General features: G+C 52.4%; 8 protein-coding genes. 4 read left to right on the top strand and 4 right to left on the bottom strand.

The features are described 5' to 3' along the window. Positions 1 to 310 precede the first annotated feature (310 nt). The gene (locus AB1L42_RS21155) at positions 311 to 4,399 is read right to left on the bottom strand and encodes a proprotein convertase P-domain-containing protein (protein ID WP_367061114.1); all 4,089 of its coding nucleotides are present in this window, start codon (positions 4,397 to 4,399) and stop codon (positions 311 to 313) included. Positions 4,400 to 5,276: 877 nt separating this feature from the next. Between AB1L42_RS21155 and AB1L42_RS21150 the strand changes: the two genes are divergently transcribed. After that, positions 5,277 to 7,757, top strand: a complete 2,481-nt coding sequence (locus AB1L42_RS21150) for a DUF1549 domain-containing protein (protein WP_367061111.1) — start codon at positions 5,277 to 5,279, stop codon at positions 7,755 to 7,757. A gap of 117 nt (positions 7,758 to 7,874) precedes the next feature. Here AB1L42_RS21150 and AB1L42_RS21145 read toward each other — a convergent pair whose 3' ends face one another. Beyond that, the gene (locus AB1L42_RS21145; RefSeq protein WP_367061108.1) at positions 7,875 to 10,136 is read right to left on the bottom strand and encodes a hypothetical protein; all 2,262 of its coding nucleotides are present in this window, start codon (positions 10,134 to 10,136) and stop codon (positions 7,875 to 7,877) included. 91 nt (positions 10,137 to 10,227) lie between these two features. Further along, complete coding sequence (locus AB1L42_RS21140; protein WP_367061105.1) at positions 10,228 to 11,355, bottom strand: M20 family metallopeptidase; 1,128 nt, start codon at positions 11,353 to 11,355, stop codon at positions 10,228 to 10,230. 474 nt (positions 11,356 to 11,829) lie between these two features. Here AB1L42_RS21140 and AB1L42_RS21135 point away from each other — a divergent pair, with 474 nt between their 5' ends. Further along, positions 11,830 to 13,407: an ABC transporter permease subunit gene (locus AB1L42_RS21135; protein WP_367061102.1), complete on the top strand. Its 1,578-nt coding sequence runs from the start codon at positions 11,830 to 11,832 to the stop codon at positions 13,405 to 13,407. Positions 13,408 to 13,446: 39 nt separating this feature from the next. On the opposite strand, the gene AB1L42_RS21130 is transcribed toward AB1L42_RS21135, so the two are convergent. Then, entirely contained in the window at positions 13,447 to 14,301 is an 855-nt protein-coding gene (locus AB1L42_RS21130; RefSeq protein WP_367061099.1) for a purine-nucleoside phosphorylase, read from the bottom strand. A gap of 270 nt (positions 14,302 to 14,571) precedes the next feature. Between AB1L42_RS21130 and AB1L42_RS21125 the strand changes: the two genes are divergently transcribed. Further along, entirely contained in the window at positions 14,572 to 15,366 is a 795-nt protein-coding gene (locus tag AB1L42_RS21125; protein WP_367061096.1) for a hypothetical protein, read from the top strand. Positions 15,367 to 15,418: 52 nt separating this feature from the next. Next, positions 15,419 to 16,132, top strand: a complete 714-nt coding sequence (locus AB1L42_RS21120; protein ID WP_367061093.1) for a phosphatase PAP2 family protein — start codon at positions 15,419 to 15,421, stop codon at positions 16,130 to 16,132. Positions 16,133 to 16,935 lie beyond the last annotated feature (803 nt).

Below are 16,935 nucleotides of genomic sequence, written 5' to 3'. Positions count from 1 at the left end.
ATGAACAGGCATCGCAGAGAGTACTGTCTGCGATTCTTTCCCAATTGGAAAGTCGTGTTCTGGCGGACTCCGGTCCGCGAGGCTGAAATCGATCACAGCATTGCGCAATTCAACGACCAACTGTGACAGAATCCAACATCAAACGTTACACCGCGGAGTTGAGCGTGAGGCGAAAAGTCACCAAGAGTGTGTACTTTTTACAACATTCTGAAGCGATTGTGCGGATCGTAGAGGTTAGGGCAGCTTGAACGAAAAAAGCCCGGAGCTTTCCACTCCGGGCTTCAATCAACACTCAAGTATCGGCAGTCACTCAGACCGACAGCGATTCGAACTGCGAAAACCATTCGTCGTCGAGTTTCGCTTTTCCGAAGCGACGCAGTTGTTTTAATGCGAGCGGGTTCATGCTCGAGACTTCGTCGACAGTCGGCATGATGATGTAGTCAGGGATGTAAACAATCCCGAAACCGTGATCATGGTCGTGGTCCTCATCTTCATGGTCGTCATCGTGGAGTGACTTTGAATCAGAACCTGTAGCTGTTCCATTTTCGGTTGTCGTTGAAGTCAATGACCCCGGCAACGTGTAGAAGTCGGCTGCGGCCATGTTGACCTCATATCCCATGTCTGCCAGAGAAGCGACGGTGACTGAACTGATCGGGTTTGAGACTCCCGAGTTCAGGTAACCGGTCATCAACTCAGTTCCGAAGATTGATTCTCTCCAGTGAGCATCACGAGTTCCCGCTCCTCCAGCATTTTCCACAGGAACATCCTGAGGTCCGGTTCCGAGAAGGTTGCCGTATGCGATGCGAGCCTGGGTTCCAGTAAAGATCGGATTTGTCGATCCAAGGCCAGAAACAAGTCCCATCCCTGACCACATCGTTCCAATTCCGAGGACGTGACCCATTTCATGGATGATGACATCAACGAGTCGTCCCTGAGCTTCCAGCCAATCAAGATCAGCCGAGTCGAATCTCATCACACCATATGACGGAATCAAAGATCCGCCGCGGACTTCACGTGGGCCAGCTGATCCGAGAATTCCTCCGCGTCCGTCAATTTCTGGAGCACTCGCGTCGATGACAATGTCGTCGACAACCCCGATGCTGGTAAACGCATCTGGAAGGTCTCCAATGATGATTTCCGACCAGCGAGCTGCTGCGTCAGCAAAGATTGCCTGCTGCGAAGCAGTGAGGTTGTTATCAGTGAAGCGGACAACAATCTCGAACTCAGAGACTGGAGGCGGAACGTAGGTAACGGTTGACGTTGCCTGAATGGCCTGGTTATTGCCTGATGCATTGTTCTGATCGAGATAGGTTGCAGTCAGGGAGATGGTGTTCTGGAAGTTGAGCGTTCCGTTCCCGCTACTCGCTGCTTGGTTGTTTGAGCCGATACTCCCTCGAAAGGCTCCATTTCCCAATGCTGTCAGCGTCAGCGTCTCTGCGTCACTTCCGGCATTGAGCTGCACCTGAACGGAACTCAATCCGGTGAGGTCAACATCTTGCAGCGTTACGGTGACGACGTCACCAGCTTCATAGTCTGATTGATTGAGGCTGATCTGGCCTGTGTTTGACCGAACGTTCGCGAACGAAAGGCGTGTCTGCTGACCGCCGTTCGAATCAAGTTCGTCGACGTAACTGGCGGTGATTGTTTCGTCCGCGACAACCGAAAGCGTTCCGTTGTGGTTCGAAGTATTGGCCGCTGTCGTTCCAATTGTGCGAGTGAAGAGACCTCCACCTTGAGCGTTCAACGTGAGTGACTCTGAGTCCAGAGACGTCGACAGGTGAACAGTGGCTTGCGACTGCCCAGCGAGATCCGGATCGTTGAGCGTGACCGTCAACACACCGCCGACATTGAGGAGTGTGGGTGACAGCGTCAGCGTTCCGTTCGATCCAGTCGGTGGAGGCGGGACATTGATCGAAGCAGTCCGAGAGACTGTTACCGGTTGTCCGTTGGATGAAACAGGATCGAGGTAAGAAGCTGTGATCGTCACTCCACCGTCAACGCTGAACACTGAGTCATTGTTGCTCGACGCAGCATCGCTCGAAGTGATTGATCCTCGGAAGAGTCCTCGAGAAATTTCCGTCAGCGTCACGGATTCGGAATCGCTGGCCGACGTGAGAGAGACATCGAGGCTGCCCAATCCAGACAGATCGATGTCGTTCACTGTGATCGTCAGGACGTCTCCGGCATCGTAGCTCGTCTGATCGAAGCTGAGCGTTGCAGTCGTTCGAGCGAAAGTCTTCGTGCTGGTGAGAGTCGTGGACTGACCATTCTCATCAAGCGTGTCGACGTACGTCGCTGTGACTGTTTCTCCAGCAATGACCGACAAAACTCCATTTGCGTTCGCCGCCGCAACGGCTGAAGTGGCGAGTTGTCCGGAGAATTGTCCATTTTCAAGAGCATTCAGCACGACAGTTTCCTGATCGTTAGCTGAGTTGACCTGGACTGCGAGTGTCGATGCGCCAGCGAGATCCGGATCAGTCACGTTAATCGTCAATGCATCGCCGACTCGAACGACTCCCGTCGCAAACTGAATTGTGCCTGTTTCACCTGTCGGTGGGGGAGGAGTTCCGTCATCTGTGGTGATGTCGAGTGTCCATTCATTGAGTTGCCCGCCGCGTCCCGGTTGATGGTCCACAACTTCCAGAATCCATGTTCCGTTCGGATCAGCTCCGTTGAGTGCTTCGAGCAGATCCTTGGGCTGGAACGATCCTGTGAATGGAGCACTGGCGCCCTGAATGGACTGTGATGCCTGATCGTCGAGGATTGTGCCGGTGAAGTCCGGCAGCCAGAGTCCTGTTCGCTCGAACAATGTGATTCGCGTTCCGTCGGGAGCGATTATTGTTCCAGTCAGATTGCCAGAGGATTCGTGAGTGATCTCAACGCCGACGTTGATATCTGCGATGAGTCCGTTGAGTCCAGCGACATCGATTTCGGATGTGATGGTGGAAGCGACATCGGAACGGATCAGGAAGTTCTCTTTGTTGTAGAAGACGCCGTTTGCATCCTGTCCGCTGGGAGAAACGTCTTCCGCGGTGATGGTAATGGACCAGTTATCGAGTGATCCTCCACGGCCAGCCTGTCGGTCGATAACCTTGAATGTCCAGGTTCCGTTGGGATCGATTCCATCGAGCGCCGCAAGTTCCTTCATCGGCCGGAATGTTCCGGTGAATGGTGCACCAGCATCCGCAATCGCAGTGTCGGCAGCATCGTCGAGAACAGTGCCATGGAAGTTGGGGAGCCAGAGTCCGATTCGATCGAAGAGTGTGACGGTTGATCCGTCGGGAGCGATGAGAATTCCGGTCAGATGGCCGGTCGACTCATGGGTGATGTCGAACGCAATCTGCAGGTCCGTGACGATCCCGTTGATTCCGCTGACTTCAAGTGAAGAGGTCACCGTATTCGCAGAGTCGGCGGAAATCGCAATCGGGGTATCGTTTGTTTCGGTCGTTACCGTTTCGCCTGTTGGTGGAGGAGGCCCATCGTCATCTGTGGTGATGTCGAGTGTCCATTCATTGAGTTGCCCGCCGCGTCCCGGTTGATGGTCCACAACTTCCAGAATCCATGTTCCGTTCGGATCAGCTCCGTTGAGTGCTTCGAGCAGATCCTTGGGCTGGAACGATCCTGTGAATGGAGCACTGGCGCCCTGAATGGACTGTGATGCCTGATCGTCGAGGATTGTGCCGGTGAAGTCCGGCAGCCAGAGTCCTGTTCGCTCGAACAATGTGATTCGCGTTCCGTCGGGAGCGATTATTGTTCCAGTCAGATTGCCAGAGGATTCGTGAGTGATCTCAACGCCGACGTTGATATCTGCGATGAGTCCGTTGAGTCCAGCGACATCGATTTCGGATGTGATGGTGGAAGCGACATCGGAACGGATCAGGAAGTTCTCTTTGTTGTAGAAGACGCCGTTTGCATCCTGTCCGCTGGGAGAAACGTCTTCCGCGGTGATGGTAATGGACCAGTTATCGAGTGATCCTCCACGGCCAGCCTGTCGGTCGATAACCTTGAATGTCCAGGTTCCGTTGGGATCGATTCCATCGAGCGCCGCAAGTTCCTTCATCGGCCGGAATGTTCCGGTGAATGGTGCACCAGCATCCGCAATCGCAGTGTCGGCAGCATCGTCGAGAACAGTGCCATGGAAGTTGGGGAGCCAGAGTCCGATTCGATCGAAGAGTGTGACGGTTGATCCGTCGGGAGCGATGAGAATTCCGGTCAGGTGACCAGTCGACTCATGGGTGATGTCGAACGCAATCTGCAGGTCCGTGACGATCCCGTCGATTCCACTCACTTCAATTGAAGAGGAAACCGTGTTCGGAGCGTCGGCGGAAATCGCAACCGGGGTATCGTTCGACTGTTGAACAATCGTTGGATCGACCAGCGAGGCAGTCGAACTGAGCATCGTTCGCGGTTCAAGCCATTCAATCGCAGGAACCGTCGAAAGAATATGGCGACGTGAGCGCAGTTTGGGTCTGATCATAAATGGCGATTTGATTTTGAGATGGGATCGTGTGATGTGATTGAATCTCGAACCGCGAGCCCAAAATCGCCCAGATCAACTTTCTTTTTCCGTTTCCACGAGTCGAGACTGGCCACCACTAAATCAGCAACTTCTACGGAAGTCAACCTGTAAAGATGGGAGATTCAAGAAAGTTAATTGAATTGAGCGAACAGAATCGGTTATGCGGATGGCATGCCTGTGTCGGCAGCGGGCGACGTCCGAATTCGATCGGAATCGGAGGCAATTTGCAGTAAATCTTGACCAAATCGGAGCTTGGGACTGCCTCGTCGATGCAAAATCATCGCTTACCAGCTCGTTGATTCGGTCACCTGCAATCCGAGTGCAACGGCGTTCGAAAAATGATTCGATGAACACTCTGAAAACTTTCTTTAGCTCCCCAACACCAACTTCTCTCCGGTGATTATTGACCGTCGTTCGGAATCGTTTTCCGAACACGAAGGAATCGAATTCATGAGCGGAATTGTCTCGACACTCGAAGTTGTTGCAGCACAGCAAAGAGACCGAAGATTCAAGTCGCCGTGCTTCGGGATCACAGATACTGTGATGCATTTCTTCAAATTGAGGACTTCTTTGTGATCAGAACAGAGTTTTCGGATGGAATCTCTCGCGAAATCAGGCACAGTTCAAATCATCCCAAGTTGCCTTCTCTCGCGAGTTCCGTAAGAATTGGTTCTGAGAGTTTCATCTTGGTAACAGATCTCAATTTCGGTTTGACCGAAATCCCACCTTCGTCTTCCGACGGCTTTAGAGTCTTCCCATGAAACAACTAGCTTTCTTCCTTGCTTCGCTAACAGCTTTGATGCCATTGGGCACTTCAGCGGATGAATCTGGAGTCGACTTCTACGTTGAGAAGGTCGAGCCGATTTTCGCCGAACACTGTTATCAGTGCCATGGGAACGGAAAAGCCAAAGGAGGGCTCAACCTCTATACCCGCGAGAACGTTCTCGCGGGGGGAGAGAGTGGGGCAGGGGTTGATCTGGAGTCTCCAGAGTTCAGCATGATCCTGGATGCGGTCAACTACGAAAGCTACGAGATGCCGCCTTCAGGCAAACTGCCTGAAGAATCGATTGCCATCATCCGCAAGTGGATTGATATGAAAGCTCCGATGCCGGAGCGAACGGATGTGATCGCGATTGAAGAAGAGCACGGCATTCCTGAAGTAAATGAGGAAACTCGAAATCACTGGTCGTTCCGGCCGCTCGAAGCGGTGGAAGTTCCTCAAGTCGACTCCGAATTTGTTCAGACTCCCATCGACGCGTTCATTTTCCAGAAGCTGAAAGACGCCGGCCTGCAACCCAATTTGCAAGCAAGTCGTGAGTCACTTGTACGGCGCCTCTCTTACACCTTGATTGGCTTGCCTCCCACTCCTGAGCAAGTGGACCAATTCGTCAACAATGATTCCCCGGACGCATTCGAAGACCTTGTCGACGAATTGCTCGAATCTCCACACTTCGGAGAACACTGGGCTCGCTACTGGTTGGACCTGGTTCGATATGCAGAAACCAACAGCTTCGAACGGGACAATCCGAAGCCGTTTGTCTGGAAATACCGTGACTATGTCATCAGGGCCTTCAACGATGACAAGCCGTACGACGAATTCGTTCGAGAGCAACTCGCTGGCGACGAACTCGACGAAACGACACCCGATTCAATCATCGCTACCGGTTACTATCGCTTGGGGCAATGGGATGATGAGCCAGCTGATCCGAAACTGGCGATGTTCGACGAGCTGGATGACATCATCGCAACGACTTCACAGGGCTTTCTCGGGCTGACGATGAACTGTGCCCGTTGTCACGATCACAAACTCGATCCGATTCCGCAGGCCGACTATTACCGAATGGTCGCATTCTTCCGGAACGTCAAACGTTACGGGCTTCGCTCCGACGAGTCCGTGTACGAGCGATCAGTTCGCAGCATCGCGACTCCTGAGCAGGAAGCAATGTTTAAGGAGGAATCTGCGGCGTACCACAAACAAGTCGAGAGTCTCCGCACAGACTTAGACCAAATCGAAGATCGAATTCGTGAAAGCCTTCAAGGAGGGGAAAAGGACGATTTTCAGGCTGATTCCGTTCGGTTACGAATCGTCAAAAAGTATGTCGGCAAGTATCTCACGCAAGAAGAGTTCGACGACTACGCTCGCATTCGAAAAGAGTGGACAGAGCTGAAGAATCATCCGCCGCAAATCGCTGATCAAGCACTCGCAGTGACCGAACACGGAATGGATGCACCAGCGACTTACATTCTGATTCGAGGAAATGCATCTTCGGAAGGGGATATCGTTGAGCCCGGATTTCCCACCGTGTTGACGGACGACTCTCCTGTGATTTCTCCACCAGCGCACGGTCAGAGCAGCGGGCGACGACGTGCTTTGGCCGACTGGGTTACAGATCCTGAGAACGGTCTGCCACTTCGCGTGGTTGTGAATCGCATCTGGCAGTGGAGCTTCGGTCGAGGACTGGTCCAGTCACCCAATGACTTCGGATTGACCGGTGTCGCTCCGACGCATCCGGAACTGCTGGAGTGGTTAGCGGTTCAGTTCCGCGAGGATGGTCAAAGTCTGAAGTCGTTGATCAAACAAATGGTCATGTCTTCGACCTGGAGAATGTCTTCAGCTCCTCAGGAACAGGGACTCGAAGTTGATCCAACGAATCAGCTTTACTGGCGATTTGATATGCGACGCCTCCGAGCTGAAGAGATTCGCGATTCGATTCTCGCAGCGAACGGAACGTTGAATCTCAATGACATGTACGGACCGAGCATCTATCCGCTCATTCCAGAAGAAGTGCTCGCTGGACAGTCTCGACCTGGTCAGGGATGGGATGATTCCAGTGAAGAAGAACGACGGCGGAGAAGTATTTACATCCATCTCAAACGCTCGCTGACAGTTCCGCTGATGGCTTCATTTGATGTGGCGGACACAGACTTCACCTGCCCGGTTCGATTCGCCACGACGCAGCCAACTCAGGCGCTCGGCATGTTGAACAGCGACTTCCTGAATTCGCAAGCAGCCCTCTTCGCGAAAGACATCGTGGCTGAGGCCGGCGATGACTTGAGCGATCAGATTCAGTTGGCTCTTGAACGAGTTTTGCAGCGTGATCCTACTCAGACGGAGATTGATCGCGGCACGGACTTGGTCAATGACTTGCAGTCTGAATACGGTCAGGATCAATCGACTGCCCTCAAGAACTTCTGCCTGCTGGCATTGAACCTGAACGAGTTCATGTACCTCGATTGATCTTGCTTCTTTGACCAATTGTTAAAAGATCGAACGGCGGAGCGTGCTGATGGGCGCGCTCCGCCGTTTCGTTGATTTCAGAAACGATGATGGGAAGGTGAAACGGGTGCGTTGAAATCAGTCGTTCGTCGTCACGATGGCGTAAATCGCATTCTGTGGAAGTGTCACTCGACCGTTGCTGACATCTAGAGTGTCGACGAGGTGCCCAGCGATGTCGAGGACTTGAACCTTGTTCAACGCAGGGTTGTTAAGTGTGACACTGACTTCGGTGTTGGCGATTCGAAACGGTGGTCGTCCGATTCTTACGATCTGCTCTCCCTCGATCTCCGGGCTGTCTTCCTTGTTCCCGAGTCGAAAGGTTGCAGGCTGAGTCTCAAAGCCAGTCAATCGATTAACAGTGACGACTTGAATCAAGAGTTTCTTTGAGTCTTGAATGGGCTGGTCATCGAGGCTCACGACGTTGATGGTGGCATATTCGTTTTTGCTCTCAATCGTCACATCAGACAATTCGAAAACTCCGCCGTTCTGCCTTAAGAAGCCTGTCACTCCCTGTGCTTTCGGAGCGTCCATGGTGCACAGTTCGCGGCGATAGTCCCACTTCAGTTCTCCGGTAGAGCTGGTAATCGTTCCCGATTGAGGTTCGAAAAAAGGAGTGAGATCTGGAGGAACTTGCGGACTGCTCTCCTCAGATTTCGTTGTTTGAACCGGCCCAATCAAGAAGGCTGCCCGGTTCACTTCATCACCATCGGGAGACCAGCCTGCGTTGAGGTCCGGCAAGTTGCGTTGATCTCCATAGGCTTCGTTGTCTGCGATTCGTGGGATCTCACGGTTGAAGATCTCTTCGAAAGTTCGACTGTCGATGACGATGGGCGAGGCTTGTTTCAGATCGCCTCGACGGTATAACAGTGCATTTGCTGGGAATCCGGCCATCATTGCCGGGTAGCAATGGTTCCACTTGTGAGTCGACAACTGGTCGCCTGTCCGCCAGAACGGCTTCAGCGGGTCTCGTTCATATTCAGGTGTCTGACATGAAAACCACGCCACCCCGTCAAGACCGTTGAGGCTTTGATAGGCGGCGACCAGAAATGGACCCTCGCTTTGATATCGGTTGGGATTTTTCCAGGCTGTCTCAGTGACAATGAATGGATACCCCACGTGCTGCCGAAAGTTCGTACACATCTCGAATGGCTTGGAGAGCACCGACTCGTTGACCAGGTAGTCGCCGGGGTCGATTCGGTATCCATCGTTAGGACCTTGATGCTGAAAGTCTGAGCCGACGTATTCGTTCTCCGCATCAATATCGAGAGCGTGATACGAATAACGCTCTAAAGCTTTCAGCTTCTCATCATTGGCTGTTCGCCAGTTCGTCGCATTGAGCAGTTGCTGACAGCCGAGTTCATCTCGCAGGTAGGTTCCCATTTCGCGATAAAACTCAAATTGAAACTTGGCAAGGAACTCAGCTGTATCGCGTTGCCGCTTGGCGAAAGCGCCTTCTCCATCAGTTGTTAAATCGTAGATCTTCAAACAAGCGATTCGCCCGTTTTGCGGGTCATCCAACGGGTCGTTCCCTTTCCAGCCGTCTCCCCAGGCATCCCAGGCTGCTGAGGTCGAGCCGTAACGTTCGGCGAGGAAGTTGGAGAAGTGTTCGGACAGCATTTCTCGATGGTGATCTGGAAGCCGCTGCATCGTCCAGAAGAGAAGCGAATCCTCATTGTGGATTTGGAGAATGGCGACCGTCGGATCGTCCTTGATAGCCAATCCGGTGTAAGGATTGACGCGTGTATAGAGTGTTTGCGTCCAATGTTCGTACGCATCTTGCAGCGTCGGATCGATAAACAACAATCCTTCCATATCAACTTCTCCGCCGGGCAGGTTCCAACTGGCGGGAGCATCGAAATGGGCATAGAACGGCGACAGAAGAACGTAAATTCCGTTCTGTTTTGCGGACTGGATGAATCGGAAAACGCCGTCGATCAATTCTTCGTCGACGTCCGTGATCTTCGATCCGGGTGATCGATCGCACACTGTGACGTGAAGTCGAACCATGTTGACGCCCAACTTGGCCAGCCAGCGGGCGTGGTGATCCATCTGTTCGGGCGGGAAGCGATGAGCATCTGTGCCGACCATCCAGAACCTTGCCGGTGTTCCATCTCCGAGGACGAAGTCGTTCTTGTCCGCTGAGAGTCGAACGAATCCGCTCTGTCCTGACTCCGCTTCGTTGAGATCTCGCAGATCGAGAAGGGCATTGTCCGAGAGCGGATCGGTTTGTTCAGGAAGAGGCCATGAGTTGGAATCGTCGAGCACACCCTCCCAGGCAAATGTCAGCGATGGGAAGAGGGTGGCGATCACAAGAAACGTTCGGCCGAAACTTCGCATCATTTGGCTTCCTGATTTCAACTCGTTGCGATTGTTGTCAGTCGTGTGAGTTTTCCGGAACGAATTCGAATACGTACAGACCCTCAAGCCCGCTCTAAGAGCACCAGTTGTCGATCATCTGAGAATAAGTCTGCGTGCCGTGTTCGAGATCTTCGAGTTTGACCCACTCATCGTGTGTGTGTGCTTGAGCGATGCTGCCGGGACCGAACACGACGGCCTGTTTGAGTGCTCCAAACCAGGCACCGTCTGTACCGTATGAGACGGTCTTCGGGCTCTTCTCTGGTGAGAACTTGAGGCACTCCTGAACGAATGGCGATTCGGGATCAATATCGAACGGCGGAGCTTGAAAGACGATTTCCATCTTTAGCTTGAATCGATCGCATGTGTCGCGGACGCGATCGATGATCGGAGTCGCATCTATGCCTGGCATTTGACGAAAGTAGATCGTGCATACGCTTTGTGGAGGGGTGATGTTCACAGCATGAGTGTGATCATTGATGCCGAGATTCATCGTCATCGTTGGAGGGTTGAACATTGGATTCTGCCATGCGGTTTCAGTTTCCATTTCGTTGTTCAGTTCCCACATTTCCGACAGGAACGGAATCATTTTCCAGTTCGCGTTGATTCCTTCTTTCGTGCTGGAGTGAGCAGCTTTTCCGGAAGCGGTCACCTTAATCAAGCAACCTCCTTTGTGAGCATGAACGACTTCAAAACGAGTCGGTTCTCCGATGATCGCTCGTGTCTGGCCCTCGACCATTTCCTGGTAGAGTTTGGATCGCTCAACGACCTGCTGAGCACCAAGCATTCCGACTTCTTCGTCTGCGGTGCAACAGAAGTAGACGGGGGCGGACAGAGTTCGGTTTCGGAACTGTTTCATTGCCGAGATAAAGCACGCGACCGAACCTTTCATGTCAGTGCTTCCGCGTCCGTAAAGTCGTCCATCTTTGATCGTCGGGGAGAAGGGCCCATGCTCCTCAATCACCCAATCGTCGGCGGGGACCACATCAGAATGTCCAAAATACGCCAGCCCGCCGGTTCCGGAACCAAGCTTGCCGACCACATTCGATTTGGCGATTCCTTTGTGATCGGTGTAGTCGATCCGCTCAACTGTCACATCGATCGACCGCAGCCAGTCTGCGATCTGGTCCGTAACTTCAACGTTGGAAGTCGAACTCACCGACGGAAATTTGATCAACTCGCTGGCGTACTCAAGTGAATTCATAAGAGTCTCTTACTCAAAAAAGGGCGACCATCCGATTCTCTGCGTTTCACTCTGTCTGGTCTACCGACTCGCCATTGGAAATCAGGCTGTCTTGTCAAACTTGAACAGCCTGACTCATTGCGAGATTGTACGATGCTGGGATTGTGATGCCGGTTGATTTGAGAAGGCGCCATGATTGTTTGTGTGAGTTGCTTCAGACAAGTCAGGGGCAGCTCCGATACGGCGATTGATTGAAAGATCATGCCGTAAACGAACGGGTTCAGGTGTTTCTGGGGCATTATGAGAAAAACTTCCCTGATCCATTGCGCCTTCCAATTCGTTCAACGATCAGAGGTGCGTTTCGCGTAGTTGAGATTGCAATGAACAGCGACTTCACTTGTGAACTGCAAAACAGGGTTCCTACAGTGACGTCATTCAAGAGGTTGGGGACGTTGTCCAATTTACTCACGAGTTCCTGAAGGGCTGGATTGACAGGTGCGAAAGACGACCGCTTTAGCGACCCGTGCAATGAGGGTTGATGCCAGAAGTCTCACTCCGCATTTGATGCGTATGGGCCTCGCCTTCTTCATTTTGATGCAACTGATTTCGGCGGGTGTGGCGTTCAACTCACAAGCACCAGGGAAGTCGTTCTTTCAATCAATCATCTACGCAAACGCAATCTTTGCCTCGTTTGTCGTCCCGTTGCTCTTTGCCAATTCGATCACGGAAGAAAAAGAAGAGCGGACTCTTCCGCTACTCCAAATTGCGGATGTCTCTCCGCTTGCGATCTTGCTCGGGAAATTTGCACCAAGGATGATTTCCATCCTGCTGATCCTCGTCGTGCAGGTTCCGTATTCACTTCTCGCCGTCACGCTTGGTGGAGTGACGCTTCATCAGGTTCTGGCGAGTTATCTGGCTGTCGCTGCATATATCGTGTTGATTGGGAACATCTCGCTCTGGTGTTCGGTGATTTTCAGATCGACAGCGAATGCCGCAGGGCTCGCCGGAATTCTGGTGCTGGTTTACCACGCCCTCCCAGCCTTGTTGCACACGATCTTCGTTCTCTTTCAGAACGACACAGTCTTCGGGCAAATTGCCTCGGCTGGCGTGAGTTTGATGAGTAAGTACTGGCAGACAAACGTATTTGTTCAGCTCAGCCAGATCCTTGCAACTGGCGGGAGCCAGCCTTACTTCAGTCTTCAATTCGTCTCGAACATGCTGGTCGGCGTCCTGTTCTTCGGCTTCTCCTGGATGGTTTTCGACTGGTTCAATCGAGAGACCGAATCTGCTCCGGTCGCTTCCAAGTCAACGCGTCGCGCAGCACGTGCAACACATCGTCCGCGAGTCTGGAGCCATGCACTCGTTTGGAAAGACTTCAAATTCGTGGCGGGGGGCCGGCGTTCGATTGTGTTCCGAGTGGTCGCCTATAGCTTGCTGGCGTTCATCGTGGCTGGTGTGCATTCAGGCTGGAGATTGAATCAACTTGACGTGGAGGAAAGCGCCGGAATTGTGGCTGCATTTTTGTGCTTTGGGTTTATTCCGCTGGAAGTGGCACTTCTGGTGGGAGGCACTTTCCACAGAGAGGTGAAAGACAAGACACTTGCGAACCTGATGATGCTTCCAGAATCGACGGCGAAGATTGCCTATTCGAAACTGGCTGGTGCGTTTATCGGAGTGATCCCGTCTGTGTTTTTTCTTCTGCTCTCGCTCGCCTTCGCGCCCGGGATCGTCAGTGAAATCCTGAAGGAGATCGGACGAGGAGAGAATTTTGCCATCGGCATGATCATTGTCGCGAATGTCGTCGCCCAATTGCTGCTTTATTATCACCTCGTTGCCTATCTTTCATTGTCCTTCAACGGATGGTGGGCACTCTTCGTCGCCTATTTTGTGCAGTATTTTGGGTGTCTAATTCCGACAACTCTGGTCGGGATTTTCGTTTCAGCATTCAACATTCGCTTCAGCGAGGAGTTTGGATACCTCCTTGGGATGATCGCTGCTGGGGTCGTGTTCGTGCTGGTATTATTGCTGCACGTGTTGATCGGCAGGACACTCGAAAAGAAAGCCGCAGCCTGATCTTGAACTGGAGGACCATGAGTCCCATTCGATGCGGACTCAGATGTCCTGCTGCTTTAGAAAGTCGGTCACGAGATTCTGAAATCTCGGAAGAGTAGATTGTGCCACCTGGACGACGTGATCACCGTCGGCAACTTCACCAGCATCTGGCAGGCATAAATTTGTAATTGCAGCGACGGCGATCGTCTTCATCCCACACCGTCTTGCATGGATGACTTCGGGAACCGTCGACATCCCAATTGCTTCACCAATTCGGCGAAAGAAGCGGAGTTCCGCTCGCGTTTCGTAATTTGGCCCCGGCACAGCGATGTAAGTTCCCTCATGCAACGGGAAGTTGTGCCTTCGGGCAATCCGCTGCAAGCGCTTCGCTGTCAGAAGATCGTCATCGACAGACTTCTCACGGGGCAGGGGGGCGCGATCGCCGAATTGAGCCGATCTCGCTTGCAGAAAGTTGACGTGATCGCGAATCAACATCAAATCGCCGACTTGATAGTGACTCGACAGCCCTCCGGCAGCACACGAAAGAAACACCGTTTCGACACCGAGACAACTCAAGACTTCCATTGGATAAGTGATTGTCGAGACGTGATGCCCCTCGTAAAAGTGCGGGCGGCCTTGCAAAACGATGACGCCGCAGCTTCCGACGCGTCCAATGATGAACCGTCCTAAATGTCCGGTTGCGGTCGTCTTCTCGAACCCTTCGAGGTCTTCAAATTTCAAGATACAGGCGATGTCGAGGGATTCGGTGAATCCTCCAAACCCGGTTCCGAGTACGATCGCAATTTTGGGAAGCTCTGACGAAGTCGGAAGCGTGTCGAGATATTGTGTCCGAATCTGCTGACACGCAAGATCGGCAAGATGCGACAGTGGGTGACCAGAATCAGGCTTGGACACAGAAATGCGGACTTCTGAAATGAGACGGGAACTGCTGGACGCTTTGATTGAATTGAGTAACCATGCGAACGACTGCGACCTGGCAAGTCTGCTTGCATCGTCGCAATGTTCATTCAATCGCTTCGAAGAATAGTCGATCAGAAGTCGATTCCCTATGCTTCGCATTGCGGAATCCGCGATAAGCAGTCAATTGCCGAATTGCCTCGGTCGAATTGAACCAGATAAGTTCCCGCGAACAACTTCGGTGAGCAGCGATAAGGATCAGATTGGATGCGAAGCTTCTGCCGTACTTCCGTTTCAATGAAGCCAACGGTCGCCCTCGCCGTGGTGCTTACCGTGTGTCTTGCGGCACACGAAACAGAAGGTCAGGAACAGGCAAAGCCCAGCTTCGAAGCAGAGAAGTGGAACAATCGAGTCGCGCAGCTGTCTGAGGCAATCATTGCTGCACCACAGAATGAGGGTCTTTACTCAGCGCGAGGCGATGCCCATTTCTTTCTCGGTCAATTCGAGGCAGCACTGGCCGATTACGACAAGATTGTCGAGCTGGTTCCTGAGCGTGATTCCTCACATTGGCGACGAGGAATTGCTTACTACTACACCTCAAATTTCGCCCAGGCGACTTCGCAGTTCCAACGATATCATTCGTTCGATCAGGTGGATCGTGAGAATGGCATCTGGAGGTACCTGTCTCAATTGAAGCATTCCGGGAGTGAGGTTGCTCAAGCCGAGTTGCTCAAGTACGAGAAAGATGATCGTGAACCGTTCGGAGACATTTACCGTTTGTACTCAGGAGAAATCACAAAGAAGGAACTTCTCGAACGCATTGCAAACGCAACAATCAGCGATGAAGAGCGAAGTAAGCGGATGTTCTACGCGTCTCTGTACATTGGATTGCATGAAGACGCCCAGGGACGAACCGACGAAGCCAAGCCATTTCTCAGACAGGCAGCTGTGTCGGACTGGGGACGAACTGCCGGATACGGCCCGAACTTCATGTGGCATGTCGCCCGACTGCATCTTGAACGCCTGAGTCAACTTGAGCCCAGTCAGAACCAAACGGATTGATAGAGTCTCGAATCGAGCCAACTGATATTTCGCAGGCAAGGAAGTGAACGAAATGACTGACAACAGTGATGGCGGATTCGCAGCTCAGAGCGAAGGATTCGTCAATCCGGGAAGGTGGACCGTCCCTTTCGTCTGTTGCGGACTCGGTGTGTTTTCAGTGTTCCTCTTCGATAAAGCCGCCGGAGTTTACTTTCTCGACGACGACTGGCTCGACGAATTCCACGAGTTGGTGGATGCGGCAGAACACTTCGGAACTCCCTACGGACAATTGATTGGGCTGTTTTGCCTCACATCTGCTCTGAAGTGGAAAGAGTGGCGAATCGTCCGCTTCTTTCTGGCGGCATCCTGTGCCGGCGTCGCTGCGAACATTATGAAACTCTTCATTGCCCGTTCGCGTCCCAACTCCTTCGACTTTCAGTCTCCGACAATCTGGGAGAGTTTCGGTCAGTGGCTTCCATTCGCTGAAGGCGGATCAGCATGGCAAAGCTTTCCGTCAGCCCACACAGCTTCAGCGTTCGGGTTTGCAGCAGTTCTCTCCGCCGCTTACCCGCACGGGAAACCGATGTTTGTGTTTCTGGCGATCTTAACCGGTTTCCATCGAGTCTCAGTTTCAGCCCACTTTCCCAGCGACGTCTTCTTCGGAGCAGCTCTCGGCTGGCTCGTCGGGTGTTTGTTTGTCGGAAACAATTGGCTGTCGAGGAAATTTGACCGGCTGGAAACCAGACGGCCGGACTGGCTCAGAGAAATGGACCGCCTCCGATCTTGATCAAGTTGGTCGCAACTGGGCGAAATTCTTCGCGTCGTCGAAAGGAGACGCGGGGTAAGTCTGCAAATGTCCGGGTCGGCGAAGGTGGAGCTTCAGGCAATCTGGGTAGCTCTCGATGCCTCGACCTGCCTACGGAATCCTCTTTTGATTTTTTCTTTCGAAGGTCCTTGACCCTCTCATCGGTCCCGCTATTATTCACTTTGGTCGTCGCGAACGGGGCAATCAAACCTCAACGCTCAACGACACTTGCAAACGGATGAATGACAAGTGTGGTCTCCACATTTTCTACTATAAACTCTTCTCACTCACGGATTTTTGTTGAGTGGTTTTGGAAGGGGCAATCCGTCAGCAAAGTTCTCTCAACGAGATGTCTTTTTAAGATTCGTCTTGTTTGAAAAACTCTGCTGTTAGCAAGTTGACTCCTCGGCAACTGTTGGTATTGTTCCCGCAGCAAGCGAAAGAGTCGAGTCGGCTTCACAAGCCCAATGTTGATAAGGTTTTGTGTCGCTGTCTCTTTTGTTTTTTGTCACATGTGTTAGAGTAAGTTTTTGGCGCTTGTGGCAAGCCAGTTGAGAGTCAACTGGTAAAGATCTTTGGCAATTTGGTTGGTGGACGTCTTGTGATTTAACGTTTTGCGTTAAAGAGCTTGGGTTCAGTGTTCTTGTTTTTCTCTGGTGTTGAGAGGTTCTGCGAAGAGCTTTGATCGCCGGGGTGCGAGAATGCGACGCGTGTTTAACCATCACACGCGCAGGTCAAATACCTGAATTTTATTGCTATCCGCCGATGCTGCCCTTCGGGGTTGC

The sequence above is a fragment of the Thalassoglobus sp. JC818 genome (genome assembly GCF_040717535.1).
In the GTDB taxonomy this organism is placed as follows: Bacteria; Planctomycetota; Planctomycetia; order Planctomycetales; family Planctomycetaceae; genus Thalassoglobus.
The sequence above is the reverse complement of the archived record's forward strand: the minus strand, read 5'-3'. Positions and strand labels throughout refer to the sequence as shown.